This is a genomic window from Methanolobus halotolerans, assembly GCF_004745425.1.
Taxonomy (GTDB): domain Archaea; phylum Halobacteriota; class Methanosarcinia; order Methanosarcinales; family Methanosarcinaceae; genus Methanolobus; species Methanolobus halotolerans.
Map to the genome: position 1 here is coordinate 31868 of NZ_PGGK01000013.1, position 26393 is coordinate 58260.

A 26393-nucleotide genomic window follows, 5' to 3' on the forward strand; every position below is an offset into this window, starting at 1 on the left:
AAATGCGGCTTCGACCTTTTTTCCAGCTTAATTTCTGTGCTGAATGGATATTAAAATCACGTCACCATATTAGTTTAAATATAATATATATGTAATATATGACATATTTTTATTATTGGCTTTCATAGAAATGTGATAAAATGAGATTACTGGAACTTATTACAGGTATTATAAGGTCCTTTCCTCATGTTCTGCTGAACAGATCAGGTGGGATGATCGGGATATTGTTTCAGCTTTATCTGGTGGTATGGATATTATGGGCTGCATTTATCTCCTCTGGAAAAGCTTATGAGATTTCGGCAATTGCGGGTTTGCAAACATATTTACACATTTTTACTTATCCCGGAGTGCCTTCTTTTGTCCTGCCTGCCGCAATATCCATCCTTGTCCCTTACATTCCCGTTTATCTGCTCTGGATATATGATCTAACTGCGGGAGCTAAAAAACGCAGACACAAAGAGATACAGGCATATGAGTCCGTCAAGATCGATTTCAACCTTCCTCCCAGAATGGAGCTTGGAATGGGGAGTTCCGTGTCTTTCCAGATCAGCAATCCTGCCAGATATGAGATAGAGAATATCTGGATACGGACGATCTTCCCGGAGTGTGTGCGGTGTGATTCTCCCCAGGTATCTCTTGGTCTTCTGAAACCCGGAACATCCAAATCGGTCTCAATTGCCTTTGTCCCGCTGTGTGCCGGAAAGGCGGATATGGGTCTTGTAGAATTTTATTTTGAGATGAAAGGGAAAGAGTTCAGGAAAGAACCTTTTTCCCTGGGAACTCATGAAGTTTCCTGTTCGTATTTGGATATCAGTACTGAAGTTCCCGATACTCTTAAATTCGGACATGCTACTCCCTTCTATATAACCCTGAAGAACAATTCTCAAATGGCACTGACCGGTCTTAACGTCAAATGTTTCTTCTCAAAAGGCATCGGCTTTGATTCTTCAGGTTTTATGCTGGCTAATATCGGACCGGGTTCTGTCAGGTCTCTGTCATTTAACGTTGTCCCGACGACCCTTCATGAGGCAAGTATCGGCTACTTCAATATAAGGTTCCATGCTAATGGGAATGAATGTTATGTAGGGCCTGTGGATCTCGGAAAACATAAAATAAGAGTTCCGGAGCTTGATGTCAAGCTGAATGTCCCGGACAATTTCTATAAAGAGGTCCCCGCCACCATTGGTATAACTGTTGAAAATCACTCTGATATCCCACTTTCCAATCTGCGTTTTACAAACTGTTTCTCTTCACAGATAGAATGTGATTCGCCTGTAGTATCGATTCCTGATATCAGTCCGGGTGCATCCCGCTATGTTTCCCTTTCCATCCGGCCGAGAACGGGTGGAAATATCGATCTTGGGAACCTGAACATTTCATTTGACGTAAATGGTATCACCTGTCACAAAGAACCGATCGCCATGGGAATTCACAAGATCCTGTGAAAATTTTATTTTAACAAAACGAGTAAAGAAAAGATCATAAATATGAAGTTTGGTACTTGGGGTGTATCAGATCCAGACTTGGATAACGGATATTGTATTTATAAAAAAGATCCGGCTAAAAGAGTGATACACTCACTCTTCTGCCGTTGCTTCTTCGGCTACTTCTTCTTCGCCGCCAAGGATCTTCTCAATTGACTTGTCTCCGTATTCAACAACAACAGCATTTACCTGCACGATGTCGGGTGCAATTTCCCTTCCGCGCATCATCTTTCTGCGGCGTACGCCGTTTGATACGGGTGAGTAGCCAACACCGGTTGCAACAAGTACCTTCTGCCTTTTAGGGCCGGGCATGTCAGGTCTCATGACCATTCCACTCTTGTCGCTGCCGCCTGTTATTTTCAATGTGTATCCCTGTAATCCGACGATTTCACCATCAACAGTCTGGCCGATGGATTTACCGACCAATCTGTTAGCTTCTGCTCCGGTGACATCGAATTGATATGCTTTTGTTTTGGGGTCTGATACCACAACTTTGAAATCTGCCATATTAATTCTCCTTTAACTCTATTTTCCGTTAGTATTTATATGATATTCATGAATCCTGCTTTCCTGATCTCATTTTGCCCAGAAAGGATTACCTTTCCTTTTGATCTCAAGAAATGCTTCCAGGGTTTCCAGTTCATCTGCCTTTAATGAGTCGAAAATTTCATTTTCAAGGACTTTTGCATGTCTTTCGGGCACGTTCACAAAAAGAGTGTCTTCCTCTTTTATCTGCCTTCCGACAGTCGGGCCCTCGAGTGCAACGGCAACTTCCATGCCAACTTTGGCTTCGGAGATGTTATCCCCTCTTAACTGGAGACCTTTGACCTTACCTACCACTGTTCCGTCAGCTGTGGTGACATCAACGTTTGTCCTTACTACTCCGCCGATGATCTTCACACCCACAACCGCAGGTTTGCTTTGCCTGAACGTGCAGTTTGGCAGTATCTGGAATCTTCCCGGCTTAGTGATGTGTTCAGTCATCTCTTTCTCGGTTAGTTCTTTCTGCTCTTTTGCCCAGTCCTTGTAGTCATCGATAAGCCTGTAGATCACATCGCTAAGGAAGAGTTTGATCTCGGTGCTCTGAACCTTGTCCTTTGCATCGGGAAGCACCTTCACATTGAAACCTATGATCACATTATAGAATGGATCCTCTATTGCCGCAACCTCTACGACATCGCGTTGGGAAATATCTCCTACAGTTGCTTTCCGTATAGGTATCTTCTCTTTCTTAAGCTCGTTTACAAGCGCTTCCAAAGAACCTATTGTATCTGCCTTTATGGTTATTCCCAGAGCATCCGTGTCTATCTGGACTTCCTCCAGTTCATTAAGTATCTCTTCAGAAATAGCATCAACGGTTTCGGGTGTCACGACTCTCACAGGGGATCCGGCAAGAGCACTGTCAAGATTAGGCGCTGATATTTTAACACCGATCGCCGCTGTCACAGACTGCACTTGCTGGAACTTTTCCTCGGATTTGATCTCCGTAAGAGGACGAGGTTTTAACAGGGCACGGACCTTGGTATGCAAAGGTTTGCCAAGGCTGCCGACAACTATCATGTCTCCTTTTTTCAGGTTGCCGTCATAAAGGATGACATCTATAGTAGCCCCCAGTCCTTTCTCTTCCTTCACTTCCAGAACGGTTCCGACTCCGGGTACGCTGGCATCATAATGCAGATTGCCTTCAAGGAATCTCTGGGCAAGCCCGAGAAGCACCATCAAAACATCAGCAATACCTTCTCCTGTAACAGCACTTATGGGAATTATGCCGATATTGCGCTGGAAATCGCTGACCCGATCATGCCTTTCTGAGTTGAAGCCTGCATTGTAAAGCTCGCCTACGACCTCATAGAACTTCCTGTCAAGTTCGGTCTTTACACGCTCGCTCTGTTTATTATAGGACACTATGAAGGGAGCATTCTTCTGTGGCTCCCAGCCGTGTATCCTGTCGATCTTGTTAGCTACAACGACAAAAGGGGTCTTGAACCTCTTGAGTATCTGAAGGCTCTCGATTGTCTGTGGCATGAAACCTTCGTTAATATCAACGATAACTATCGCCAAATCAGCAAGTGCTCCTCCACGACTTCTTAGTGATGTGAATGCATGGTGTCCGGGAGTGTCAATGAAAAGAAGCCCCGGTACCATGAATTTATCCCTTAGTGCAGGATTGCCACATTTACTGACGATGGTATCTATGGGAACCTCGGTTGCACCGATGTGCTGAGTAATAGCTCCTGCTTCCCCCTCTGCTACGGTACTACCTCGTATCCTGTCAAGCAAGGTCGTTTTTCCATGATCCACATGTCCCATCACAGATACTATTGGTGTACGTAAATCCTGTTTAACTGCCATTGCAATACCTCAAGAACGAATCACTTTGGATAACCTGTCTTTAGAAGATATTCCCGGAAAATCCTTTTCTGAAAATTGAGTTCCCGAAAATTCTTTTTCATCATTCGTAGAGACAAACCTCGTCGATCTTCGAATAGCTGGTGATCTCCGAATCCTTGAAGTGGATTGAGATCTCGCGCTTGGCCGAATCGGGAGAGTCGGAAGCATGAACTACATTTCTGCCGGTTTCAATCGCGAAGTCTCCCCTGATCGTGCCCGGAAGTGCATTCACTGGATTGGTTGCACCGTTTACGGCACGCATGATGGTGATGGCATCCTTTCCTTCAACCACCATTGAAACCGATGGTCCTGATATAACATAATCAATGAGGGTACCAAAGAACGGCTTTTCAGCATGCTCTTTGTAGTGCTCTTTTGCACTTTCCTCGCTCATCACATTCAGTTTCATTGCCGATATCTTCAGGCCGCGTTTCTCTATCCTTGATATGATCTCCCCGATGAGTCCTCTCTGCACTCCGTCGGGTTTAATCATAATGTATGTCTGTTCCATGCACGACACCCGATCATGCCTTCTTCAAGTGTATTCGGCCCTGCTCGGTCCAGACAGTACGCCTTGGTAATCTTCCAAGTTCAAAGTTGCCCTCGCATTTTGAAGAACAGAAAAGGTATGTGGATCCGTCCTTCTTTACAAAGAGCTTGCCGGTTCCGGCTTCAAGGAAATTACCGCAAAAAGAACACTTTCTTTGTTCCATTATGATCACCTTGTGGTCAGTTTCTTTGCTTCTCTTGATGTTTCTACTAACATCAATATATCACCGATTCTGATCGGACCGACACAGTTACGGGTGATAATACGACCCTTGTCGCGTCCTTCAAGCACACGGCACTGTATCTGGCTGGCTTCACCATGCATACCGGTATTTCCGATAACATCAATGACTTCAGCCGCATAGCCTGTATCTTCATCTGCCATAACGATACCTCATGTATCAGTATTATTTCAATGCACTTACTTTCTGTGCAATATCTTCAACAAGTCCGCTGCCTTTGCCGGTATCAACGATTGCGACAGCTGCACAGGCAACACCTATGCCACAGGCTGCACCAAGTTCCTTCTGTTCCTTTACAAAGATGTAAGGTGTGTTCTTCTCTTCACAGAGTGGTGCGATGTGGGCAATAACTTCAGCAGGACTGACATCCTCTGCAATCACAGCAAGCTTTGTGATACCTCTTTCAATTGCTTTTGTGACTTCGTTTGTACCTTTTTTCAGTTTGCCTGTGTCTCTTGCAAGTTCTACACTCTCAAGCGCTTTGTTTGCTAATTCTTCTGGAACGTCAAATTTTGCTGCCATTTTATTATCTCCTTCAAAACCATGGTACTTTCATGGTCCTTCATTATTCATTGCAGTTCAGACCTGGGTCTGAACAGATTTGGCCAATATGGATTGTTACTAATTAGTAATTAATAATCAATAACTGACACTGTAATATATGCCAAAGTAATGGCTATCAATCGCTACATTCGGATATATATCTTTCGGCAAATGGCGATTTGTTTCCACAACAATGTTTTAATGTATAAACCTTGTGGCAAAAAAAGAAGGTGAGACTGAGATGATCTCACCTGAACTGTTCGAGTATAAGTCCGTAGATATTCGAAGCATTGGTTGTGATCACGACCTTTGTAACATTTTCATCTCCATAAGTGGTCGTGTTGTAGTACAGATTCCGGTCGGTACTGTTTGCTTCCATGGCACTTATGTTGTCAAGAAGGCTTTGATCCGGTTCGACAAAGACCTCTGTCCTTGAATAGTTGCCGTCATTCATGTCTCTGTATTCCAGATAATATTGCTCCACCGGGCCGTCACCTATCACAAGTGTCGAGTACTCCGCCCCGGGTTCAACATAGGAAAGTATCCTCTCAAAATCAGTTGAACTGTTGGCAGTTCCTGATTTGACATCGATGACATTTTCAAGGTCATTCCTGGAGCCAAGTAACATAGGTGTGCCTACAACATTATACAGTTCTCCGCCACGGGACAGCATATAGTACCCGTTATATGAATCCTCTGTAAGCATGTACTCGAAATTGATCACCTCAGGGGATATGGTATGTGCTTCAAAAGCAAAATCTCCTGTCGCACTGTATGCAGAATACCTTTGCATTATCATGGTATTATAGATTGAATAGATTTCAGTTATGTTCGGTGCCATTATTTGAAGCGGGGTGTTATACACCCTTGAATAATCCACATATGAGGCGACTGATACGCCCTGTGGTGTCATTTCCAATCCGTCAAGCACAGAATCCAGTTCATGTTGCATCCTTGTTCCGGGGATGGTCTCAAATCCCGGTGCATCCGCTGGATCTCCGGCACCATTATCATCCTGGTCGTTATTACTCAACGGGCCGCTGAAAAAGAATGTCCCGATTGACATTAGCATAATGACTGCCAGAAAAATAGCTACATATTTAGTATTCATTTAAATCCTCTTTTATAATGTAAAATATTTAAGAGTTAAATTGCATTTTCTCCTATCTTTGCAATTGTCTCATCGATATCCGCCCTCAATTCATCTGGAATTCCCTGTATACCTACATCAAGGAAACCTCTTACTATCATACCGACCGCGTCTTCCTCGGACAGGCCACGAGCCATCAGATATTCGATCTGTTCACGTGCAATTCGTCCGACTGCTGCTTCATGGGACAATTCTATATCTTCTACATTTGCCTCAAGGATAGGTATTGCTCTTTGTGTGCCTCCGCCAAGTACGAGGCCGTGACATTCCAGGTGTCCCTTGGCACCATTGGCATTGCCGATCATCTCACCCCTTGCAATAGATACTCCGCCTGTTGTAATGGTTCTTGAGATGAGTTCTGCTGATGTTCCTTCTGCTTCGAAGATAACCCTGCTTCCCAGATCAAGTTCTGAGCCCGGATGTGCAACAGCAATAGTATTGAGTCTTGCAAATGCACCCTTGCCTTCCAGTATGACCGTGGGGTACGACTGGATGGACTTTACGGGCTTGAGGGTCACATAGTTGCTTATGTATGTGCCACCTTCCTCGACATGCACCACCGTCCTTGGCCTCACGCCTATTTGCTCGGCCCAGTTGTGGATCATAGTGAAGTTCAGTGTTGCACCTTTTTTCACGTACATCTCTGAGATGCCGAGATGAAGCCCCTTTTCAATCCCGTGTTTTGTTGAGCAACCCGTTATCACATCAAGTTCTGCTCCTTCTTCTACAATGACTATGTTATGTACTGTTTGTGAAACCTGCTTTGAACCGATAAGAAGGCATGTCTGGACTGGCATTTTTGATTTCTTGCCAGCAGGGGCACGGATGAAATAACCATCGGATTCCTGGAGGTAGCTCATTGCAGTATACTTGTCAGCATCCGGTTTTACTAGTTTCCAGGCATAGTCCTTTAACCAGCTGTGTGCTTTCAATGCATCCTTCAGGGACATAAGTTCAACGACTTCCTTGTCGCGAAGAGACGTATGAGTAATGGCGTTATCGACCATGATCAGGCTGCCTGACCTGTTATCTTCTCCGGGAGTGAAACCAACGTTCAGAAGTGTTCTCTGATCCTCTTCGTTTAGCTCTTTTAAGTCTTCAGCAGATTGGACGTCAGATGTGGCAACACCGTATTCCTCAAGATTGAAATCCTCTCCGTAAATGGCACTTTTTTTGAGGGCATCTTTAACCTTCTTTCTCATATCTCCATCAGTTTGCATTTGATACACTCCTCATACCCCTGTTCCTTTATCTCGGTCAGCATCTCACGTGGATTTCCCGAACACATCACGGTGCCGTTGCAAAGAATATAAGCTCTGTCAGTTTCAAGATAATCAAGAACCTGCCCGGTATGCGTGATGACAAGTGCGGATTTACCATGTTTGCATCTTTCACCCGGACACTTACAATCTTTCTTTAACAGTTTATTGATTGTTGTCCCCAGCAGTTCAATACTTGCAAGATCAACACCTGATTCCGGTTCATCAAGCAGCAGGAAGTCAGGGTTCTGTGCTGAGAGCTGCAGAAGCTCCGATCTTTTAATTTCCCCGCCGGAAAACCCTACATTAATATCTCTTTCAAAGAAGTTCATCATGCCTACTGATTCGGCCAGTTCTTCCGTTTCCTTGAGGTCTTCTGCTATAACATCCAGAAGATCATGGAGTTTGACACCATTCAGGTTTGGGGGTCTCTGGCTCATGATGCCCATGCCCATCTGTGCTCTTTGAGAAACAGACAAGTTAGTTATGTCCTCTCCTTTAAAGATGATCTCTCCTTCTATGACCTTATAGCCACTGAATCCCATCAGTGTCATAAGAAGTACGGACTTGCCTGCTCCATTAGGTCCGAACAGAACGTTGGTGTGGCCAGCTTCCACATGCAGGTCTACACCTTTTAATACTCTGCGACCTCCGACTTCAACAGTTAGATTATTGATCTCCAGCATAGGCATGCTCTCCCTATCAGTTTAAGTTATGCAAGGATAATATAGTATAATTAAACTAGTATCCTAAATACTGCTATAACTTAAAAACTTATTGAGAATCGCAAACAATGCTCTATTATAAAAACAGCTGAGGGTGTTTTTGACAGAATGTCTATAAGCTGGCATATTCTGCTGACGTGTTCCTGATCAGCTTAAAACTGTTCATGTTGGATTGTGCTATGTTTAGTGGTCATCGGCTAAAGTAATAAACAAACGTATAAAGATTATAATCCCAGTTCTCTTGCTATTTCCTGAAACTCTTTTCCTTTTTCAGTTGTTATATACAGATTCTCTTTTTTCTCTATCAGTCCCTTTTCCTCTAACATGGCAAGGTATCTGTTCACAACTTCAAAGTTCAGATTCGCACGATAAACGATGTGTGTTTTTTTAGCCCCTTCCATGGCAGCTCTCAATATCTCCACACTGATTGCAGTTCTACTTCTTCTCATGATAATCACATCTCCGGTCACATTTACATCTTGAGATACGTGTTTAACCGTTTTCAGGAGGTGACAGCCTCAGAAATGTTTGACGCCTGGCTTGGCCGACACTAAAAGTTAAAAGTTGAAAATTCTAACTCCTGGTATTTATGCGTCTCTATCTTTCCCCGTTCTATATAAACACCAAATAGTGCTAACATTTCAATTATTACTATGCCGAATACTGTTGGGATATCCCACTAACGATTTACTTGTGGTTAGTGTGTTTATGCTGCTTTTCAGGCATTAACATCTGTTTCCCCTTAACAGGTGTATTGTCCTGTTTTCCTGCAAGCCGCTTTTTTCTTGAAAGCAAGATCTGCTATGAAATGGCTGTAAATTCTCATTCCTGAGGATGTACTGCTTTTAACAATTCAAATATTACTTTCTATATCCGGAAACAACTTCAGGTACACTGTAGTTTTTCTCCAGATATCATAGTTCTGCCGCAGTCATAATCGTACTCATATATTATTCACAAAACATCCTGGTTAGTGGTAGAATTCCGCGACCCGGTCTGACCAACTTTGTAAACAGGAACTCTGCCGAATCCAGTTGTTCTGGACTAATTCCTTGACAACCCCGATAGAGAATATGGGGTATGGCATTATAAAAAGGTAAGAAACTTATTTTCATAACTAAGTTAAGGAACATTATTACTAACTATACTTGTTTAAGCATATCTTAATTCAAATCAGCATGAGTGAAGGCTGTATGTTAGCTACTTATACTATTATTTTTATAAGATCTCTCCGGGGTAATTAGAAACAGGGCACACAGTTTCCAATATTTAACGATGTAAATAATAATCCATTAGTAAAAAGCATACTGATTATAGCTTTTACAATTTTAGTTATATTGTGTATGGAGATGGATAATCGTGGGTACAGGAATTTGTATTCTAGAGTTCATGTCGCAGTTCAATGGGATATGTATATAAGTGTTCTCTTTAATAGTGAAAAGTAATTGTTTGTTTAACTGCAGGCAGGGCAGTATTCTCCTGGATCAAATGCAAAAATGGGGGAAAAGGAAACTGATGTTCGTGATTGCAGATCAGTTTCCAACTCCCGACTCTTTCCTTTTTCAGGCAAGGTGGTACTTGGTGGTAATGTAAACTAAGTTCTCTTAGATACTGATATTGACCACCAATTTAACTTTGTTACATTCATAAATAAAACCTAAGGAAAGATAGTTCCTAAAACACTTTACTTAAAAGGCTCATATATTCGTTTCGTACAACTGTTATTGTAAGCGAGCTGTTCTTATGCAATTGACTCGTACAATGAGTATCAGAGTTTTTTCAATGCTGACCTGGCTATGTAGTTGGTTACCAGGGTGTAGGTAAAAACCACTATGCCTAGCCACAATAAGGGTTCACCGAACTTATCCTGTCCCAGATAGGAAAGTGCAAGCCCGATACTTAATATAATCACATTGATTTTCAGCAATTTCTTATTCCTGTGGAGTATGGCAAGGTTTCCCTGCCGTTGCTGAAGTGTTTCCTTTTTCTCTTTTTTCATGTGGTTCACTTTACATCTTTATTATCATCTCTGCAGCTTTACGCAGTCGGTTCCTGACAGCAGCTCCTACACCACTGTGACTGAAAGATCCGTCTGCCAGTATGACATCCACTTTCTTTTCGTCCAGATATCTTAATCCTGAGAACAGGTTAAATGCTAACTCTGATGGTCTGTCCTTTTTACCCAGCAGGAATTCTTCGTCCCCTTCCAGGACTTCATTACTCTCACCTGTTAAAAGCAGTCCGACCTTAGCACCCCTGGATCTGAAGTCATAAAGCATTTCCTGTATCTTTGAAATAACCATTTCATTGCTTCCTTCCAGCAGGATCACAATGGCGTCAGGTGAATAATGGGTGTATTTCATGCCGGGTGAACGAACCTTTTCTATATCCTGGTGGATTTTATCCTCATAACCTATGCATATCCTGCCAATTTCCCTTTCAATATCATTCCGGGATACTATGCCTGGCCTGAGTATGGCCGGTGGTTCGGAGGTCATGTCGATGACAGTGGATTCAACCCCGACTCTTACGGCCCCGCCGTCAATAATAGCATCAATGCGGCCGTCAAGGTCAGCAATGACATGCTCTGCGGTTGTCGGGCTTGGCCTTCCTGAAAGATTTGCACTGGGTGCTGCAAGTGGTCTTCCGGAAATTCTGATCAGTTCCATGGCAATCCTGTTGTCAGGCATCCTCAAAGCTACAGTGTCCAGCCCGCCAGTTGTGATATCCGGAACTATTTGCTTTCTCTCCAGTATCAGTGTTAAGGGTCCGGGCCAGAATCTATCTATGAGTGTATATGCTTTTTCAGGAATGGTGCTTGCAAGTTCTTCACATTGTTCCTTTGAAGCAACATGTACTATCAGGGGATTGTCCGCAGGCCTCCCCTTTGCTCTGAAAACAGCTTTTACGGCAGCAGGATTCACTGCATCTGCTCCGAGACCATAAACGGTTTCAGTCGGAAAGGCAACCGTTCCTCCTTTCTTGATCATTTCAGCGGCCTCGCCGACAGTTTCCCTGAAGTTGTCTTTATCTGTATGTAATATACGTGTTTTAAATGTCATGCATGGTGGTTCTTTCGAGAGGTTTGAAGTCGATTGTATCCTCTGGATACACTTTGATCGGAATGAACGGACAATTATCTGCATTAACTATATTCCTGTTCCGGACTGTATCCTGTGGGACCAGTTATGAACCATGTATTGCATTACTAAGGAGATAAGTTTTTTGTCCGGGCTAATGTCATTATCTCTGATTATGAGGTAAATTCCATTCTTTGTACAGAAAAGTGATTCCCAATAATTCTCAATTGTGGCTCTTCTTTAGTAATTTTTGTAGTTAATAAATAGGAATGCTTATATAGCATAATAACATCTACTCGCTAAGTGAGCGGGTCTGTTTTTAACCCCACTCCCACACTAACCCCCACTCCCCAACCCGCTCACAATCATCCTAAGGGGTTAAATTGAAATAGGAGTTAAATTTGGTGCAAGTCTTATTATGTTCTTTACTTAAATCTGTTCTTCATGAATGCTTCTGATATATTTTACTAAATATGTTTGCTGCTGTTGCTCAATAAGTCAGAAAAATTATCTCTAATCGACTTTAAAAGAAGATGATCTTGAGTTCTCACAAGATCACTTCAAAAATATAGTTTTCAGTTATTCTATTTTTTAATTGTGCAGACTTTCCCATATTCATCAACTACCGACTCATCACAAAGGCCCACGCCGTGCCTGTGGGCAGCACGACCTATCATATGAGCGGCGATAGGGGCTGTCAGCAACAAAAATAAGCCTACGGTTATGGCTTTAACGCCGATGGGCGAAAAACCTACCTTCAGAAGGATGCTTATCATAACTCCAAAAGCTCCCAGTGTGCCTATCTTTGTTGTAGTGTGCAGTCGGTTATAGACGTCAGGAAGTCTGACAAGACCCAGCATACCCAGGAATACGAAGAACAGGCCTATTACAAGGAAGATGTTGCTCAGTATCTCCAGAATAGTATCCACTATCATAGAACCACTCCTTCGTCAAGGTATTTAGCTATAGTCACAGTACCTACAAATGCAATGATGGAAAGCACGAGTGCAACATCCATGAAAAAGGCCGAGCCCCTGTCAAAAGAATATATTGCCAGCATGACAACTATTACAACTGTCATTGCATCAAGCGCTACTACTCTGTCAGGTATTGTAGGCCCCTTTATTATTCTGTAGATACATGGGACGATCGCAAGTACCATGAAAGTTATCGCAAATGTGAACATTGAGATCATTCGAATGCCTCCAGTACATATTTTTCCAGCCCATCCCTGATAGAGCGGGCCACTGCATCCGGATCCGATGCATCGATAGTATGAACATATAAAAATGATCGGTCATCGGATATGTCAATAGTAAGTGTTCCCGGTGTAAGTGTTATAGTATTGGCTATTACAGTAGTTCCCAATTCAGTTTTTGTCCGTATGGGCACTGCAATGATGCCCGGTTTTATGTCCATTTTCGGTTTAAGTACTATTTTTGCCAGCACAATATTGGCTTTAATGATCTCTGTGATAAGGACAAAGGAATATCTTGCCAGGGGAGGTATCTTCTTAATACCTCTCTTAACTGAGAAATCATGCTCAAAATTGTAGAGTGGCTTGAAAGGGATCATAATGAACGGTGCAAAGATGAATCCGAGCACAAAGTTGTTTAAATTGATTGTGCCATGGACAAAACACCATACCAGTCCCAATATTACAGCATAGGGGATATAGCGTTTCATCTGACTACCTCCGTGAGTGCCGCCTGGATATATGGTTGCGGATCAAGTATCTGTCCTGCGGTCGCAGTTGCCAGTGAGATCAGGGGTTCGGCAAACAATCCGAAGATCAAGACCGCAGAGGCAAGCATTATGATTGGTATTACAATCAAAGAGGATGCTTTATGGGAAGAATATTCACCATATTTCTCTACGTCCCTCTTCTCTCCCCAGAACATGAGTAGCCAGGCTCTGAACATGTAAAACAGTGTAAATACTGCAAAGAAAAGGGCTATTCCGATCTCAAAGTAGTACTTCTCACTGATACCTGCATCGAACAGCAGGAACTTAGCTATGAATCCACCTGTGGGCGGCAGCCCTGCAATGGACATGGTTCCCACAAGGAACATAGATGCAAGTAAAGGAGCACTGTCGACCATACCTCCCATTTTTCTCATGTCTCTGGTGCCTGCATGGTGTATAATACCTCCTGAGCTCAGGAAAAGCATGGACTTGGCAACCGCATGGTTCACAAGGTAAACCAGTGCCGCTGTAATTGCATACATGCCTCCCAGGCCGATACCAAGGAAAACATAACCGATCTGGCCCACACTTGAGTATGCCAGCAGACGCTTTACATCGGTCTGTGCGACAGCAGAGATCGCGCCGATGATTATGGTCGCGAGTGCAAGATAAATTATCACCGGCTGGAATATGTATAGGGTGTCCCTGAATATCAGGAAGAATACGCGTATCATGCCATATGCACCAACATTGATCAGCACACCGCTAAGCATGGCGCTGATGGGCGAGGGTGCTGAGGGATGCACATCGGGCAACCAGTAATGTAATGGGAAGATTGCTGCCTTATTGCCGAAAACCACTATGAACATAAGGGCAATGGCAAATACGTGCCAGGGCATTGTCCCGGCTGCGCTCATGGCACTGAGCTTTACTGAGATATCTGCCATGTTCAATGTACCTGTAGTCGCATACAGGGAAGCAACAGCTATCAGCATTATAAAGGCTCCTAGCATGTTCAGTACAAGGTACTTGAATGTCGCTTCCATTTTGTCAGATATCCTTGTAACTCCTCCATGCTCGTTTGCGATTACCAGTCCGCATGATGAGAGCAGCAGCAGTTCAAAGAACACGAAGAGATTGAATATATCTCCTGTAAGGAAGGATCCGTTCAGGCCTGCAAGCAGGAGGTTGAACAGCGGATAGTATGTGGAATTTAGCGACCTTTTCTCGATATAGTCAAGTGAATATATGAGTGACAGGAATGAAATGCAGGTTGTAAGGAATACCATTCCGGCACTCAGCAGGTCTGCAACAAGTATTATGCCATACTTGCCCCATTCACCGACGCCGTATGCCTGTATGCCGGAGTTCCATACTTGGAGCAGTAGCAGTGCACTCAGGATTGTGAGTAAGAACGAAACTGTGACGTTGAGATCCTTCTGAAATCGGGGCTTTGACCTGAGTAAGATCATAAGCGCTGCCATGAGGATGGGGGTGGCGATCAGGATTATCGGAAGGTGCTGCATGACTATATTCATCCCCAGAGCCTCCTTAGTTCCTTTATGTCCGTGGTGCCATATTCCTCATAGATCCGATAAGCAAGTATCAGTATGAAGGCAGTCGTTGCCAGACTGATGACTATGGCTGTGAGTACAAGGGCCTGGACAAGCGGGTCTACATAATTCACACTATGGCCAGCAGTAGTTATCGGTGCAAGTATGTTCTCCGATAAGACATCGGTGAATATTGTCCCTGTGGTCTCAGATGCCCCGTGACCTCCATCATCGGTGATAATTGGCGGCTTTGTTCCTGCAAAAACGCCACTGGAAACTATAAGCATGTTCACAGCATGTGAAATAATACTGAGGCCGATTATTACTTTTACTATGTCCCTGCGAAGGATCAGGAATGTGCCGATACCGAAAAGGATGGCAATAGTCAATGAGAGCAAAGTATTGTTCACTTGTCATCACCTACGTTTTTGAGAACAGAGAGCAGACTGCCTATCACAACGAAGTAGACTCCCAGGTCGAACAGGGCTGCTGATACAAGCTCTACCTCGCCGAAAAAGGGCAGATGCAAAAATTCTACGGCACTTCTGAAGAAGTTATGTCCGAAAGGCAGTGCTGCAAAGGCTGTTAAGGATGCAAGTAACAGACCTGACGCAAACAAGTCGGCCCAATCAGGGTTAAAGAAGGACCTGATATGATCAATCCCGAAGACAATATATGTCAGCGCAATCACCGAAGCGAACATCACTCCTCCTATAAAACCTCCTCCCGGGTTGTTATGGCCTGCAAGCAGCAGGGAGATGGAAAAGAGGATCACTAAAGGTAAGCATATTCTGGTAACTGTTTTTGTAATTATAGTTGTCATTCTTCCTCACCTCTGCTGTGAATCAGGTTATAAACACCAAGTGCCGCCAGGCAAAGGACTGCTATCTCTCCAAGTGTATCATAAGCTCTGAAATCAACTAACACGACGTTGACCATGTTATGACCTCCTGCCAATGGAATGCTTTTTTCAATGAAGTAATGGGAGAGGCTCTCAAAGGGCGGGACTATGCCCTGAGTGGCATTGATCATCATTATAAATACGGTCAAAGCAACTGCAGAAGCAATTAAAAGGTCTCTGGTCATCACCGACGGAGTTATGTGCTCCCGGAACTTCTGCGGTATCTTCACGATAGCAAGCAGGAATATGATCGTGGTGAGTGTTTCGACCAGTACCTGTGTAAGCGCAAGATCAGGTGCCTGCAGGTAAATAAACAGTAAACCTACAAGATACCCCAGTCCTGAAAGGGATACTATCGCAGGTAAGTACCTAGGAAGCAATGCGGCACCAAGTGCTGCCACGATCATGAAAAGGTACACTATTCCTTCGTATGCCTGTATGTCGAAGTTTAGGGTGGAAGGAATGATATCAGGTGTAAGCACAATGATCGGTATAATGAATAATACAATCATGAGTAGCAGCAGGGCTGTTACATAGGTCTTGATAGTCCCGGGCTGCATGCGTGATGAAAAACCGAATGTGGTGCTTTTTGCATTGTTCACTGCTGCATCGTAGAAATAGTTGACACTTATCATGGGGTGCTTTGAGTTGAATCTGTTTTGCCAGGCAGCGATGCTGTCATAGCGTGTATAGATGAGCAGTCCCAATATGAATGTGACAATTGTCATCGCCAGTGAAGGTGTTAACCCGTGCCATAGACTGACATGCAGATCAACAGGCTCGAGTAGTATTGCTTCGGTTGCCGGCTCGATGATGTAATGTGCCGGTATTGAAGGGACCAGTCCGAACAGTATGATAAGCAATGCAAGAAAGGCAGTCGGAAGGATCATTGTCCAGCCAGGATCATGTATGTGTTCCGGGAGGCCTCTGGAAGGGCGCTTACCCAGGAAAATACCGTCTATTAGCTTGATGGAATAGGCAAAAGTAAACACTCCTCCGAGCACTGCCAGTGCAGGGATCACGAAGGTGAAAGCTCCTCCCAGTTCAGCTCCCATCTCCCAGGATGCCTCATAGAACAGTTCCTTGCTCAGGAAACCATTCAGCGGTGGTATCCCTGCCATGGCAAGGGCACCGATGGTCGCCAGAATGAAAGTTATAGGCATCTCCTTGCGCAGGCCTCCCATCTTTGTAATATCCCTTGTGGCCGTTTCATGGGCAACTATGCCTGCTACAAGGAAGAGGGATGCCTTGAAAGTTGCATGATTGAGCAGGTGGAAAGTTGCGGCAGCCACTCCTATGCCGGGGTGGATGTGGGTGGTGTAGCCGTACATGGTCATAAGGTAGGCAAGCTGACTGATAGTCGAGTATGCGAGTATTCCCTTGATGTCTGTCTGGCGGAAAGCCAAAAAGCCTGCCACAAGCATTGTGATTATGCCGACACCGCTTACCAGAATGAACCAGGCGTCGGTTCCGGAGAACATCGGGTGTATCCTCGCGACAAGATAGATACCTGCCTTGACCATTGTAGCAGAATGAAGGAAAGCACTTACAGGAGTGGGTGCTTCCATTGCGTTTGGGAGCCATATATAGAAAGGTCCCTGTGCGGACTTCGAGGCAGCACCTATTAAGATAAGGATCAGTGCGAAAATGAAAAGTTCATGGTCTTTTATGAATTCTATCATGGATTCGCTATGCAGTATGGTGGGAATGTCAAAAGTGCCTGTCATAGCGTTAAGTAACAGGAAACCTGCAAGCATAAAAAGACCGCCTGTAGCTGTAACAAGCAGGGACTTGGTCGCTCCGTAGACTGACATGGGCCTGTTGCGCCAGTATCCGATGAGCATGAAAGATGTGATACTTGTAAGTTCCCAGAAGATGAACAACTGGATAAGATTGGCTGAAAAGACCATCCCAAGCATGGACCCCATGAAGAAGAGAAGTTGCTGGTAATAACGTGGAAGGTCTTCTCTTTTTGACATGTATCCATTGGAATATGCCATGATTATGACGCCAATCCCGGAGACAATTAAACCGAACATGATACTGAGGCCGTCCCCATAGAACGACAGATCGATGCCCACTGAAGGAATCCACGGTATAGAGCCCTGGATATTCTCTCCATGAATCACAGTTGGTGCAACCTGTGCCACCAGTATCAGACTCAATAAAGCGACCGCCGCTGCATACCACCCAATCCTGTTCTTCAGGACCTTTTCAACAACTGGCAATATACCGGCCAAAATGAATGGCAAAAAAACCGCTAGAGTAATTGCTGTAAACGAATCCATGCCATTCTAGATTTAACTCCCCATATATAATATTTGTTAATGGCAATTATTATTAGTGAAGGATTCGGATAATTATCATTTTCTTTGATGGGAAGTTATATAACAGGAAATAGGATTGGCAAAGAATGACTTTTTGTAATAAGTTTTTATTTCATGATATTTGCGAGTCTATCGCAAAAGACCGTTTGTCAAAAATAGGTTCCAGCAAACTTATTCTAATATGGGGGCAATACTGCAAAGTATGTTCAAGGGAATCGTATTTGATTCGGATGGTGTGCTTGTGGATTCTATGCCCTATCATGCACAAGCCTGGGTGAAGGTATTTGAAGATGAAGGTGTCTATGCATCTGAGGATGAAGTATACGAGATAGAAGGCTCAAATCATAAAGGTGTTATTGATATTTTTTTCGAAAAGGATGGCAGAAAGGCTGATAATGATACATATGAAGAACTGCTACAAAAGAAAAGAGCCCTTTTCATGGAGAATAACAGGGCAGAGCCATTTGTGAACATGCGTGAATGCCTGCAGCTTTTGCACAGCCGGTATAAACTAGCTGTTGCCTCAGGTGCCGACAGGAAAATTGTGAACAGCCTGATAAGTAGATTCTATCCGGATACTTTCGATGTTGTAATCTCAGGTGAAGACGTCAACAATGGAAAACCCGATCCTGAACCTTACCTGAAAGCTGTCGATCGCCTTGGCCTCGAAAAGGAAGAGTGTCTTGTTGTAGAGAATGCACCCCTGGGAGTGCGATCTGCTAAGAATGCAGGTCTATACTGTGTGGCAGTCGCAACCTATATCGAGCCTGAGAAATTGTCGGAAGCTGACAGGGTATTCGCGGATCACGCTTCTTTAATAGATTACCTGAAAGGTCTGACTCTTTCAGAGCGTGAATAGATCACTTATAAAAAAGGGTGTACGGTCATACAAGCCGTACAGTTTCCAGATTTGTCAGGGCCCTGGTCTCAAGCTTGTTCTTTTTATGGATCGAACTTGCAAGGTCGAGGCAAGAGCGTTCGTCCCCGTGTTCGGTGTAAACTCTCTCCGGACGGGGTTTCATTCTCTTGATGTAGTCCATTAACTGTCTTCTGTCTGAGTGACCCGAGAAACCGTCAACAACCTCTACTCTCATGTTCATTGATACAACCTGGGTCCCGTTGTTGGTGGACAAAGGAATTTCCTTCCATCCTTTCTGGATCCTTCTACCCATTGTTCCATCTGCCTGATAGCCGACGAATACAAGTGTATTGTTCTCATTATCTGCGAACTTCTTGAAGTATTCGATGACTGGACCTGCATTCATCATACCTGATGTGGCCAATATCACGCAGGGGTGCGGCTCATCGATAATCTTCCTGCGCAGCTCGTTCGAATCGACAGGTCTGAAACATTCCGCAAGGAACGGGTTCTCTCCCTTCTGGAAGATAAGTTTACGCAGATCGTTATTGAGGTATTCCGGATATGTGGCATGAATGGCCGTAGCTTCCCATATCATCCCGTCAAGATATACAGGAACGTTCGGTATCTCCCCTCTGCGGATCGCGTCTTCAAGAACGATCATAACTTCCTGACTTCTGCCCACAGCGAATGCAGGAATGAGTACGATTCCGTCCTTACTAAGTGTCTCATTTATCACAGTCTTGAGGTTATTCTCGGCATCCGCCAGGGATGGCTGCATAGCATTTGAATTACCATAAGTGGATTCCATTACCACACTTTCAACACGCGGGAACTTGTTGACAGCAGCATCGAACAACCTTGTCTTCTCAAACTTGAAGTCGCCGGTGAACACTACATTGTGCAGTCCGTCGCCTATATGGAAGTGCGATACGGCAGAACCCAGGATATGTCCTGCATTATGGAATGTCAGTTTGATATCGGGTGCGATGTCAGTGACCTCTTCATAATCGAGTACGATGGTGTGCTTTAAACCCTCTCTTACATCTGCTGAGGCATAAGGTGGTCTTTTTCCTTCCTTTGCAGCTACGTCTATAAAGTCCAGCTGCAATAAAGCCATAAGATCTCTCGTGGGCGGGGTGCAATATATGGGCCCTTCGAAACCATACTTGTAGAGCAGGGGAACAAGGCCCTGGTGGTCAAGATGTGCATGTGTCAGCACAACTGCATCGATCTGGTTTATGGGGAATGCCTCAGGTACGTAGAGATATGGGGTCATATCGTCCTCTGAAGCAACGTTCACTCCACAGTCGATCATTATCCTGGATTCGGGTGTCGAAACTATGAAGCAGCTGCGTCCTACTTCCCTTGCTCCTCCGAGTGATGTTATCCTTACCCACTGGTCCTTGGAAGTACATCCTCTGTGTATCTTCCTTCCCACTGCTTTCAGGATGTCTTTTCTTTCCTTATGATTTGTACGCATGAATTCACGGATGTTCTTTACTGTCCGTGACTTTATTGGCGGTGTCCTTACAACTTTAGGTGTCCAGCCAATCTTTTTTGTTATTTCTCTAAGTGTCTCGCCATGTTTGCCGATAACAAGTCCCGGTTTTTCAGCTTCGATTATTACTTCCCCCACGTCCGGGGCGAAGTGATAATTAGATATTATGGACTCGGATGGAACTGTCTGTTCTATCTTCTGTATCGATTCCTCCGGGGGCATCAATACCTTGGGGTCCGGACGCACTACTATACGCGTCCTCAATATCTTTGCAAGATTCCGGACAATATTACCGTTATCAGCAAACTTTTTTGGTTCTTCAGTGTAAACTACGAGTTGCGGACCTTCAAATTCAACATTAGAAATAGTTGTGCCTTCTGGCAACTTTTCCTCAATCTTTTTCTTAAGATCAGATAATACTTCTTCTACCGCCATTAAAATAGCCTTCCTGTAAAAAATGAAAAATAAAGTTATGAAAATTTAGTTTTAAAAATTATACTTTAAAAATATATAAATTTTTGTCAGTTGAGTTGTTCCCTCAGTTTCTTGACTTCTTCTGATTCCAGTCTTTTATAATCTTCTTTGGTTATGACTACGACATCAATGCCATTTCCAGATGCAGAGTCTCTCTTCATTGCGTTGTGTAAAGCCCTGACAGCCAGTTCTGTTCCTTCGTCGGTACTCAGGTTTTCCTTGAACCTGTCTTCAAGCACACCATATGCGATAGGTGAACCTGAACCGGTTGCAACTACTTCCTTTTCATCGATGTTGCCACCAAGTGCATCTACAGAGTACAATGCAGGACCGTTCTTGTCATAGCCGCCTATCAGCAACTGAACCATTAACGGATAATATCTCTGTCCGGCTAAAAGGTTGGATAAAAGAGTGGTCAGGCCCTTAATAGTCATCGATTCCTTGCGCCTCATCTTGTAAAGCTTTGACTCGACACTTATAATGCGTACGATCTGCTGAGCGTCTCCCACGGAACCAGCGGTTGTCATAGCTGCAAAATCATCTATCTGGTATATCTTTTTTGCAGTTTTACTTGCAATAAAATGCCCCATCGTTGCACGCTGTTCGGTTGCGAGAACAACACCATCACTGCAAACTATCCCAACTGTGGTTGTACCTTTCAAATACTTATCATCGGTCATCAATTATACCTCTAACTAAAAATGAGAAATTAACATGATAAAAACGTGTTATGCATTCCAATGCACAGTTACCCATTAGTGATTTCTATATAAATAATTATCCCTTGTGTTCTATACAATGCCTATCTCAGCGGCAAGCCTTCTGACACGCACAATGCTGTTGCTGTTGATATTCTTTTCTCCCATCATTGAAAGCCGCTCTTCAATTGTTATCTTTCTTGTTCCTTTTGTAAGATTATCGGCGTGCGCAACGATCTTCTCTTCAAGGGTATCCGGCATGTAATCATCTTCCGGAAGTCCGAGTTCCATTGCCTCATCCGGTGTTATGCCTGCACCAATATGTTTTTTTATTATCTGGACAAGTTGTGGATCAAGATTCATTTCCTCTGCCATCCTGGCACCTTCCACCGCGTGCATCATGCCATGAGTTTTAGCCCGACCCAGATCATGCAGCAGGCCGCCAATCCCGATGAGTTCAAGGTCCGGCTTCTCACCCCTGGATAAAAGTTCCTTTCCTATCCGGGTCGCAAGACTGGAAACCGCGATACAGTGTGCTATCACTTTCTTGCTACAGCCTGAATCCCCGAGTATGGTTAAGGCCTGACTGTGAGATATCATCTCAACTCTCGAGGCTTTTGAGACGTCTCTGTATTTTTTCAACGAACACGTGGTTATCTTCGAACATCATATCCTCGCCACATAACGGACAAAGGAATTCGCATTCTGTAGCTTCGTTGAAGTTCATACGCGTGCAGCCTTCGGGACAGGTATAAAAAACATTATCTTCCTCGAAAGCAAGACGTGTTCTCAGGTTCTTCGTAACCCTCTTTTTCTCTTTAACAAGCTGTGGCTCGATGTCGGACATATCGAGTGTCCAGAGATACGTGAGCCATCCGCTGCTGGAATCCCTCTCTCTCCTGCAAACAGCCAGTTTATTTTCATTGAGAATAAAAAGTGTTCTTCGGACTATGTTCAGAAGTATACCTGTTGCTTCTGCAATCTGTTCATCCGTAACTTCGCCTTCGGGCATTTTTTTTATCATTTCCAGCCCATCTTCGCCCACAAGCCGGATAAGATATCCCCTGATGACCGGATTATCCATATCTATCAAAAAACATTCACCTCATAAAACGCATGTTTATGCAATATATTCCAATATTAACTTTTGCCAAAAAGCACTGTTTGATTATCTTATACATAAGTGCTCTCTGTTCTCGGACTTCCTCTGCGGGATGTGTCTACTTCCAGACACTCCCGTATAAACATGACGCTGCTTTTTGCTTCGCTGATCACTTCTCCTCTGGAACGCCCGGTGGACAGTACGGAGGTAAGTGGCTCGTCAATGTGCATCATGTCTCCTGTCTTGGGCACGTCTGCAATGTACCTTTCCAGGATCTTCCTCTGTATATTAGAAGTTATTTCTTTATCCCTGTTTCCGTAAAGTATGGCCCTGGCCGCATACTGCCTTTTTGAAGGCTCTTTCAGCCTGATATTGCCTTCGAAGGCCTGCATATGTGCTTCGAATATATTCGATCCGGTGGACATCTCCACGGTATCAAGGCTCCCCTGGAACCTTGCATTTACTTCAATTATCACAGGCCCATCTCTGGTCATAAGGAAATCCACTCCATTAGATCCTATGAGTCCAAGTTCTTTTATTAGTTCTTCAGCTATATTTTTCATTTGGTCCGCATAAGGCGTTATAAAAGGTGTAACATTTCCACAATATGCAAAAGGGACTTTTGTAAGCCAGGGAGTTCCTATTAATTGTTCATTGATCGCTACAGTGCGGGCTTCATCTTCTGTTGAAATGACAGATACACTTGCAGGGGTGCCTATAAGGTAATCCTGGACTATCATATCTTCTTTTTTTAGCGAAATATGCAGCTTATCCAGAGATTCGAGATAAGGCTGCAGATCATTCTGGCTATACAGCACCCGGTTAAATATTCCTCCGCCTGCGCATGCAGGTTTTATCATGACCGGGTAAGTTATGCTTTCCAGTTCCGATAAAGCGTATGTCTGTGGGTGGGGCAGGTCCAGTGATCTGAGAAGCTTTGCAAACCTGGATTTATCCGAAACCTGTTCCATGGAATCGTGGTCATTGCGGAGGACCGGCAAACTCCCGGGGAATTCCATCGTCTCAAAACCCGATGCAGGTATGATCGCATCGAATTCAGTCCCGAAGCTTTCTATTTGTTCAGTCAGGCTACAAGGTTCTATATTCCTGGCATCGAAACTTTCACCGGTATGAAGCTTTATGGTTGCCTTAGCGCACTCCAGCATGTCATGGTCACAGAAAGCGTCGATAGCAAACATATTGTAGCCTGCGCGCTTTCCCGAACAAACGATGTTGCGGGTGCTGAATCCTATGACAAGTATATTCTTCATGATGCTGTGAGATCAGTTGCTGTTTTTCCCGGAAGTATCTTCCGGGACCACTACGATACCGTTGTTTGTTTTTATTGCAGGGACTTCATCTCCTGCCTCTGCATTGAATAATAGGGGCTTTTTAATTGTGACGGTCTTGAAAGTTTCCGGATCAAGCAACATGAGTTCGTCCTCCTCCGTTGCAACTACGACGGTCATGATGGCATCCTCTCTCCGTGCAACCAGTTCTGCACCATGGATGTCGTCGGGCTTTGAAAGATACCTGGAACCGCTTATAAGGTCCATTCCTGTCACATTCTTTCCGAATTTCCTGACCTCGATGACCCTTCCGCCAAACTCGATGATATCACCCGGCATAAATTCAGGCAATCTTAATGAAAAAGTGATCCTGTAAACATCTTTACCATCCTTCCTGGTGAAAAGGCTGGGAGATTCCGAAAACCCCCCTCCTAGTTTGGCTACTGTCTCCTTGCAGATATCACGGCTTGCATTTGCCGAACCCATATACAGGTCAATACCGTCCCTGTCATCGATAGAATTGGAAATAAATGCCATCCTGTCACCTTTTTTATGCATTCTTGCCAGCGTGGAATTGACAATATCCATGCATTCTCCTTTCTCCTCATCGGTCAGGCGACGGTTTGTAGCTCTTATCTGGAGTATGGACTCGAAATATCCTCCGGACATCCGGCTGCACATATCACATGCCAGGCGTGTTATACGCACCTCTGTTTCGACTTGCTGGTGAAGTTTTTCATCCATCACAGAAGCATCAACATCTATCTTAACCCGATACAGGTGCGGAGTCATCTGCCTGGGTTCGATATAGAGCTCAATATTGTCTGCTTTTTCATGTATGAGCAGTTCATCCTCTACAGTCTGTATCACAATATCGTCAATGTTGTGATCATTTGTCCACCTGCCCTTTCTAAAGCGTGCTCCGCAACTTGAACATATCTTTACATGCAATACTAATGGCAACTGTGCAAGATCTGAGCTATCAAAGAAACATTTCTGGCAAAGACCGTCAAACAGCCTTTCCGTATCTTTTCCGCATTTGGGACAAATGGTAAAATTCATTGTTCCAGAATCCCTGCCCGGCCTAATAATGTTTTCCCTTGTTTGGGAATTTTGCGTTCAACTCAAAAGTCTGTACTCCGGGTGACCTGCACCTATCTGTGCTGCATATTTAACATGGATCACAGGGTCGATGCCCCACACATCATGGATTTGTCCCTTTCTTTCATGCTGCATTCTCTTGTTGATAAGGTCAATGCTTGCCATGTCCAAAGCAACGGGGTCCTTTGAGGCAAGTATTCCTATATCTCCTGTGAACGCAGGCGCGGAAAAATTGAAACAGTCACACCCTGGTGTGAGATTGAATGTCCAGTTAATGTATCCGATCCTGCCTTCAAGTAACTTTATTGGTCCCATTGCAGCTTCACCCAGCCGGGCCTGCATCTCATTGAAGAATCCCGGAGGTGGTACTATAGCGCCGTGCTTGCAGCTTTGTGCACACGAAAGTTCACCCTTGCAGAGTTCTTTGTCAACCCTGGCTTTACCTTCGTCTACAGAGATTGCTCCCCATGGACACACTGTAACGCATTTATTACATCCCACGCATTTTTCAGGGTCGATATCCGGCCTGCCAACCTCATGGACTCTGGTCTTACCGGCCTTGTCCAGGCATCCCATTCCCAGATTCTTCACGGCACCTCCAAAACCGGATGCAGGATGACCTTTACAATGAGATATCATTATCATGGAATCTGCCCTGGCAATTGCCGAGGCAACCGTGATCTCATCCACCTTCTCTCCGTCGATCCTTGCAGTCACGCATTCATCTCCAAGCAGGCCGTCTGCACAGATAAATGGTGCTCCTGTCCCTACATGTGAGAAACCGTTGATGGCAGCAGTATCGATGACTTCAACGCCATTGAATCTTCTTCCTTTGTAAAGGACCGTAGTGTCGGTGACAAAAGGTATTCCTCCAGCTTCTTTTATCAGGTCGACCACTGTTCTGACCAACACTGGATGTATGTGTGTGGTATTCCCGTATTCTCCTGGATGGATCTTTACTGCAACAATGTCTCCTTTCCTTACAGGTGATATCTTGGGAAAAAGGTCAATTATCTGATCTATCTGGGTCTCATCGGTGCCAATATTCTCAGAAGGCTTAAAAAATACATCACTCATATATAATCCTCAAATCAGTAGTTGAATTTAATCAATATTGTCATATGTGTCTTATCTGTATTTTACTCTATGGCAGACACCACTGCTCTTAATATGTCAAAGTGCCCGGCAAGTATCTCATTTAGCATTCATTTAGTATTCATTTAGTATTAATCCTGTATGACTCATATCGACCAGTACTTTGTGCAAAAATTGTTTGTTTTTAGGTACATTTAAGCGAGTAATATAAGGGCTCTGTAGAAAACCTATTTCCTACTTAATTTAGTCCGTAATCATTTAAAAAGGATAAAACCCCAAAGTGTTAACTTGCTAGCGAAAACACAAAGGGGATGTTTAGTGTTTTGTCTAATAAGTACTTAAACTTTGTTGATGCAGCGCTAGCTGCATCAGGAAACTCACATT

At 44.1% G+C, this 26393-nt stretch carries 28 protein-coding genes; 2 read left to right on the forward strand and 26 right to left on the reverse strand.

Annotated elements, in window-relative coordinates; all coding sequences use genetic code 11:
• Positions 1-140 precede the first annotated feature (140 nt).
• Positions 141-1445 (forward strand): COG1470 family protein, encoded by a 1305-nt coding sequence (locus CUN85_RS10585; RefSeq protein ID WP_135390291.1) that lies wholly within the window; start codon positions 141-143, stop codon positions 1443-1445.
• Between the two features lie 132 nt (positions 1446-1577).
• Here CUN85_RS10585 and CUN85_RS10590 read toward each other — a convergent pair whose 3' ends face one another.
• From CUN85_RS10590 to mbhE, 19 genes are all read right to left on the reverse strand, one after another.
• Positions 1578-1991 (reverse strand): 30S ribosomal protein S6e, encoded by a 414-nt coding sequence (locus tag CUN85_RS10590; RefSeq protein ID WP_135390292.1) that lies wholly within the window; start codon positions 1989-1991, stop codon positions 1578-1580.
• A gap of 69 nt (positions 1992-2060) precedes the next feature.
• Entirely contained in the window at positions 2061-3836 is a 1776-nt protein-coding gene (infB, locus tag CUN85_RS10595) for a translation initiation factor IF-2 (protein WP_135390293.1), read from the reverse strand.
• Between the two features lie 100 nt (positions 3837-3936).
• Entirely contained in the window at positions 3937-4386 is a 450-nt protein-coding gene (gene ndk, locus CUN85_RS10600) for a nucleoside-diphosphate kinase (RefSeq protein WP_135390294.1), read from the reverse strand.
• A gap of 13 nt (positions 4387-4399) precedes the next feature.
• Positions 4400-4588, reverse strand: a complete 189-nt coding sequence (locus CUN85_RS10605) for a 50S ribosomal protein L24e (protein ID WP_135390295.1) — start codon at positions 4586-4588, stop codon at positions 4400-4402.
• Positions 4589-4593: 5 nt separating this feature from the next.
• Complete coding sequence (locus CUN85_RS10610) at positions 4594-4809, reverse strand: 30S ribosomal protein S28e (RefSeq protein WP_135390296.1); 216 nt, start codon at positions 4807-4809, stop codon at positions 4594-4596.
• A 22-nt stretch (positions 4810-4831) separates the two neighbouring features.
• On the reverse strand, positions 4832-5188 hold the full coding sequence (rpl7ae, locus tag CUN85_RS10615) for a 50S ribosomal protein L7Ae (RefSeq protein ID WP_135390297.1): 357 nt from the start codon (positions 5186-5188) through the stop codon (positions 4832-4834).
• A 268-nt stretch (positions 5189-5456) separates the two neighbouring features.
• Positions 5457-6320, reverse strand: a complete 864-nt coding sequence (locus CUN85_RS10620) for a hypothetical protein (RefSeq protein WP_135390298.1) — start codon at positions 6318-6320, stop codon at positions 5457-5459.
• 35 nt (positions 6321-6355) lie between these two features.
• The gene (locus tag CUN85_RS10625) at positions 6356-7579 is read right to left on the reverse strand and encodes a SufB/SufD family protein (RefSeq protein ID WP_135390299.1); all 1224 of its coding nucleotides are present in this window, start codon (positions 7577-7579) and stop codon (positions 6356-6358) included.
• Positions 7558-8304 carry an ABC transporter ATP-binding protein gene (locus CUN85_RS10630; protein WP_135390300.1) on the reverse strand — a complete coding sequence of 249 codons (747 nt, stop codon included), beginning with the start codon at positions 8302-8304 and terminating at the stop codon, positions 7558-7560. The genes CUN85_RS10625 and CUN85_RS10630 overlap by 22 nt, the downstream gene beginning before the upstream one ends.
• A gap of 263 nt (positions 8305-8567) precedes the next feature.
• The gene (locus CUN85_RS10635) at positions 8568-8792 is read right to left on the reverse strand and encodes a winged helix-turn-helix domain-containing protein (RefSeq protein ID WP_205804432.1); all 225 of its coding nucleotides are present in this window, start codon (positions 8790-8792) and stop codon (positions 8568-8570) included.
• 1319 nt (positions 8793-10111) lie between these two features.
• On the reverse strand, positions 10112-10342 hold the full coding sequence (locus CUN85_RS10640; RefSeq protein ID WP_135390301.1) for a hypothetical protein: 231 nt from the start codon (positions 10340-10342) through the stop codon (positions 10112-10114).
• A 10-nt stretch (positions 10343-10352) separates the two neighbouring features.
• Positions 10353-11405 (reverse strand): L-threonylcarbamoyladenylate synthase, encoded by a 1053-nt coding sequence (locus CUN85_RS10645; RefSeq protein WP_135390302.1) that lies wholly within the window; start codon positions 11403-11405, stop codon positions 10353-10355.
• Between the two features lie 602 nt (positions 11406-12007).
• A complete protein-coding gene (gene mnhG, locus CUN85_RS10650; protein WP_135390303.1) occupies positions 12008-12358 on the reverse strand; it encodes a monovalent cation/H(+) antiporter subunit G in 351 nt (116 codons plus the stop codon).
• A complete protein-coding gene (locus CUN85_RS10655; RefSeq protein ID WP_135390304.1) occupies positions 12355-12618 on the reverse strand; it encodes a cation:proton antiporter in 264 nt (87 codons plus the stop codon). Before CUN85_RS10655 ends, mnhG begins: the two co-directional genes overlap by 4 nt.
• On the reverse strand, positions 12615-13109 hold the full coding sequence (locus CUN85_RS10660) for a Na+/H+ antiporter subunit E (RefSeq protein WP_135390305.1): 495 nt from the start codon (positions 13107-13109) through the stop codon (positions 12615-12617). Before CUN85_RS10660 ends, CUN85_RS10655 begins: the two co-directional genes overlap by 4 nt.
• Positions 13106-14647 (reverse strand): proton-conducting transporter transmembrane domain-containing protein, encoded by a 1542-nt coding sequence (locus tag CUN85_RS10665; RefSeq protein WP_135390306.1) that lies wholly within the window; start codon positions 14645-14647, stop codon positions 13106-13108. The genes CUN85_RS10660 and CUN85_RS10665 overlap by 4 nt, the downstream gene beginning before the upstream one ends.
• On the reverse strand, positions 14644-15072 hold the full coding sequence (locus CUN85_RS10670; RefSeq protein WP_135390307.1) for an NADH-quinone oxidoreductase subunit K: 429 nt from the start codon (positions 15070-15072) through the stop codon (positions 14644-14646). The genes CUN85_RS10665 and CUN85_RS10670 overlap by 4 nt, the downstream gene beginning before the upstream one ends.
• Positions 15069-15485, reverse strand: coding sequence for a monovalent cation/H+ antiporter subunit B (locus CUN85_RS10675; RefSeq protein WP_135390308.1), 417 nt, complete (start codon positions 15483-15485; stop codon positions 15069-15071). The genes CUN85_RS10670 and CUN85_RS10675 overlap by 4 nt, the downstream gene beginning before the upstream one ends.
• Positions 15482-17851, reverse strand: coding sequence for a hydrogen gas-evolving membrane-bound hydrogenase subunit E (mbhE, locus tag CUN85_RS10680; protein ID WP_135390309.1), 2370 nt, complete (start codon positions 17849-17851; stop codon positions 15482-15484). Before mbhE ends, CUN85_RS10675 begins: the two co-directional genes overlap by 4 nt.
• 241 nt (positions 17852-18092) lie before the next feature.
• On the opposite strand from mbhE, the gene CUN85_RS10685 reads away from it, so the two are divergent.
• Positions 18093-18749, forward strand: a complete 657-nt coding sequence (locus CUN85_RS10685) for an HAD family hydrolase (protein WP_135390319.1) — start codon at positions 18093-18095, stop codon at positions 18747-18749.
• Between the two features lie 25 nt (positions 18750-18774).
• Here the strand turns inward: CUN85_RS10685 and CUN85_RS10690 are convergent, their stop codons facing one another.
• From CUN85_RS10690 to CUN85_RS10720, 7 genes are all read right to left on the reverse strand, one after another.
• Positions 18775-20685, reverse strand: coding sequence for a beta-CASP ribonuclease aCPSF1 (locus tag CUN85_RS10690; protein WP_135390310.1), 1911 nt, complete (start codon positions 20683-20685; stop codon positions 18775-18777).
• 86 nt (positions 20686-20771) lie between these two features.
• Entirely contained in the window at positions 20772-21404 is a 633-nt protein-coding gene (gene psmB / locus CUN85_RS10695) for an archaeal proteasome endopeptidase complex subunit beta (RefSeq protein WP_135390311.1), read from the reverse strand.
• A gap of 111 nt (positions 21405-21515) precedes the next feature.
• Positions 21516-22022, reverse strand: coding sequence for an HDIG domain-containing metalloprotein (locus CUN85_RS10700; RefSeq protein WP_135390312.1), 507 nt, complete (start codon positions 22020-22022; stop codon positions 21516-21518).
• Between the two features lies 1 nt (position 22023).
• The gene (locus tag CUN85_RS10705) at positions 22024-22515 is read right to left on the reverse strand and encodes a transcription factor (RefSeq protein WP_135390313.1); all 492 of its coding nucleotides are present in this window, start codon (positions 22513-22515) and stop codon (positions 22024-22026) included.
• An 80-nt stretch (positions 22516-22595) separates the two neighbouring features.
• A complete protein-coding gene (locus CUN85_RS10710; RefSeq protein WP_135390314.1) occupies positions 22596-23795 on the reverse strand; it encodes an ATP-grasp domain-containing protein in 1200 nt (399 codons plus the stop codon).
• Between the two features lie 12 nt (positions 23796-23807).
• Positions 23808-24875, reverse strand: coding sequence for a 60S ribosomal export protein NMD3 (locus CUN85_RS10715; protein WP_135390315.1), 1068 nt, complete (start codon positions 24873-24875; stop codon positions 23808-23810).
• Between the two features lie 57 nt (positions 24876-24932).
• Positions 24933-25991 (reverse strand): DUF362 domain-containing protein, encoded by a 1059-nt coding sequence (locus tag CUN85_RS10720; RefSeq protein WP_135390316.1) that lies wholly within the window; start codon positions 25989-25991, stop codon positions 24933-24935.
• Positions 25992-26393: the final 402 nt, after the last annotated feature.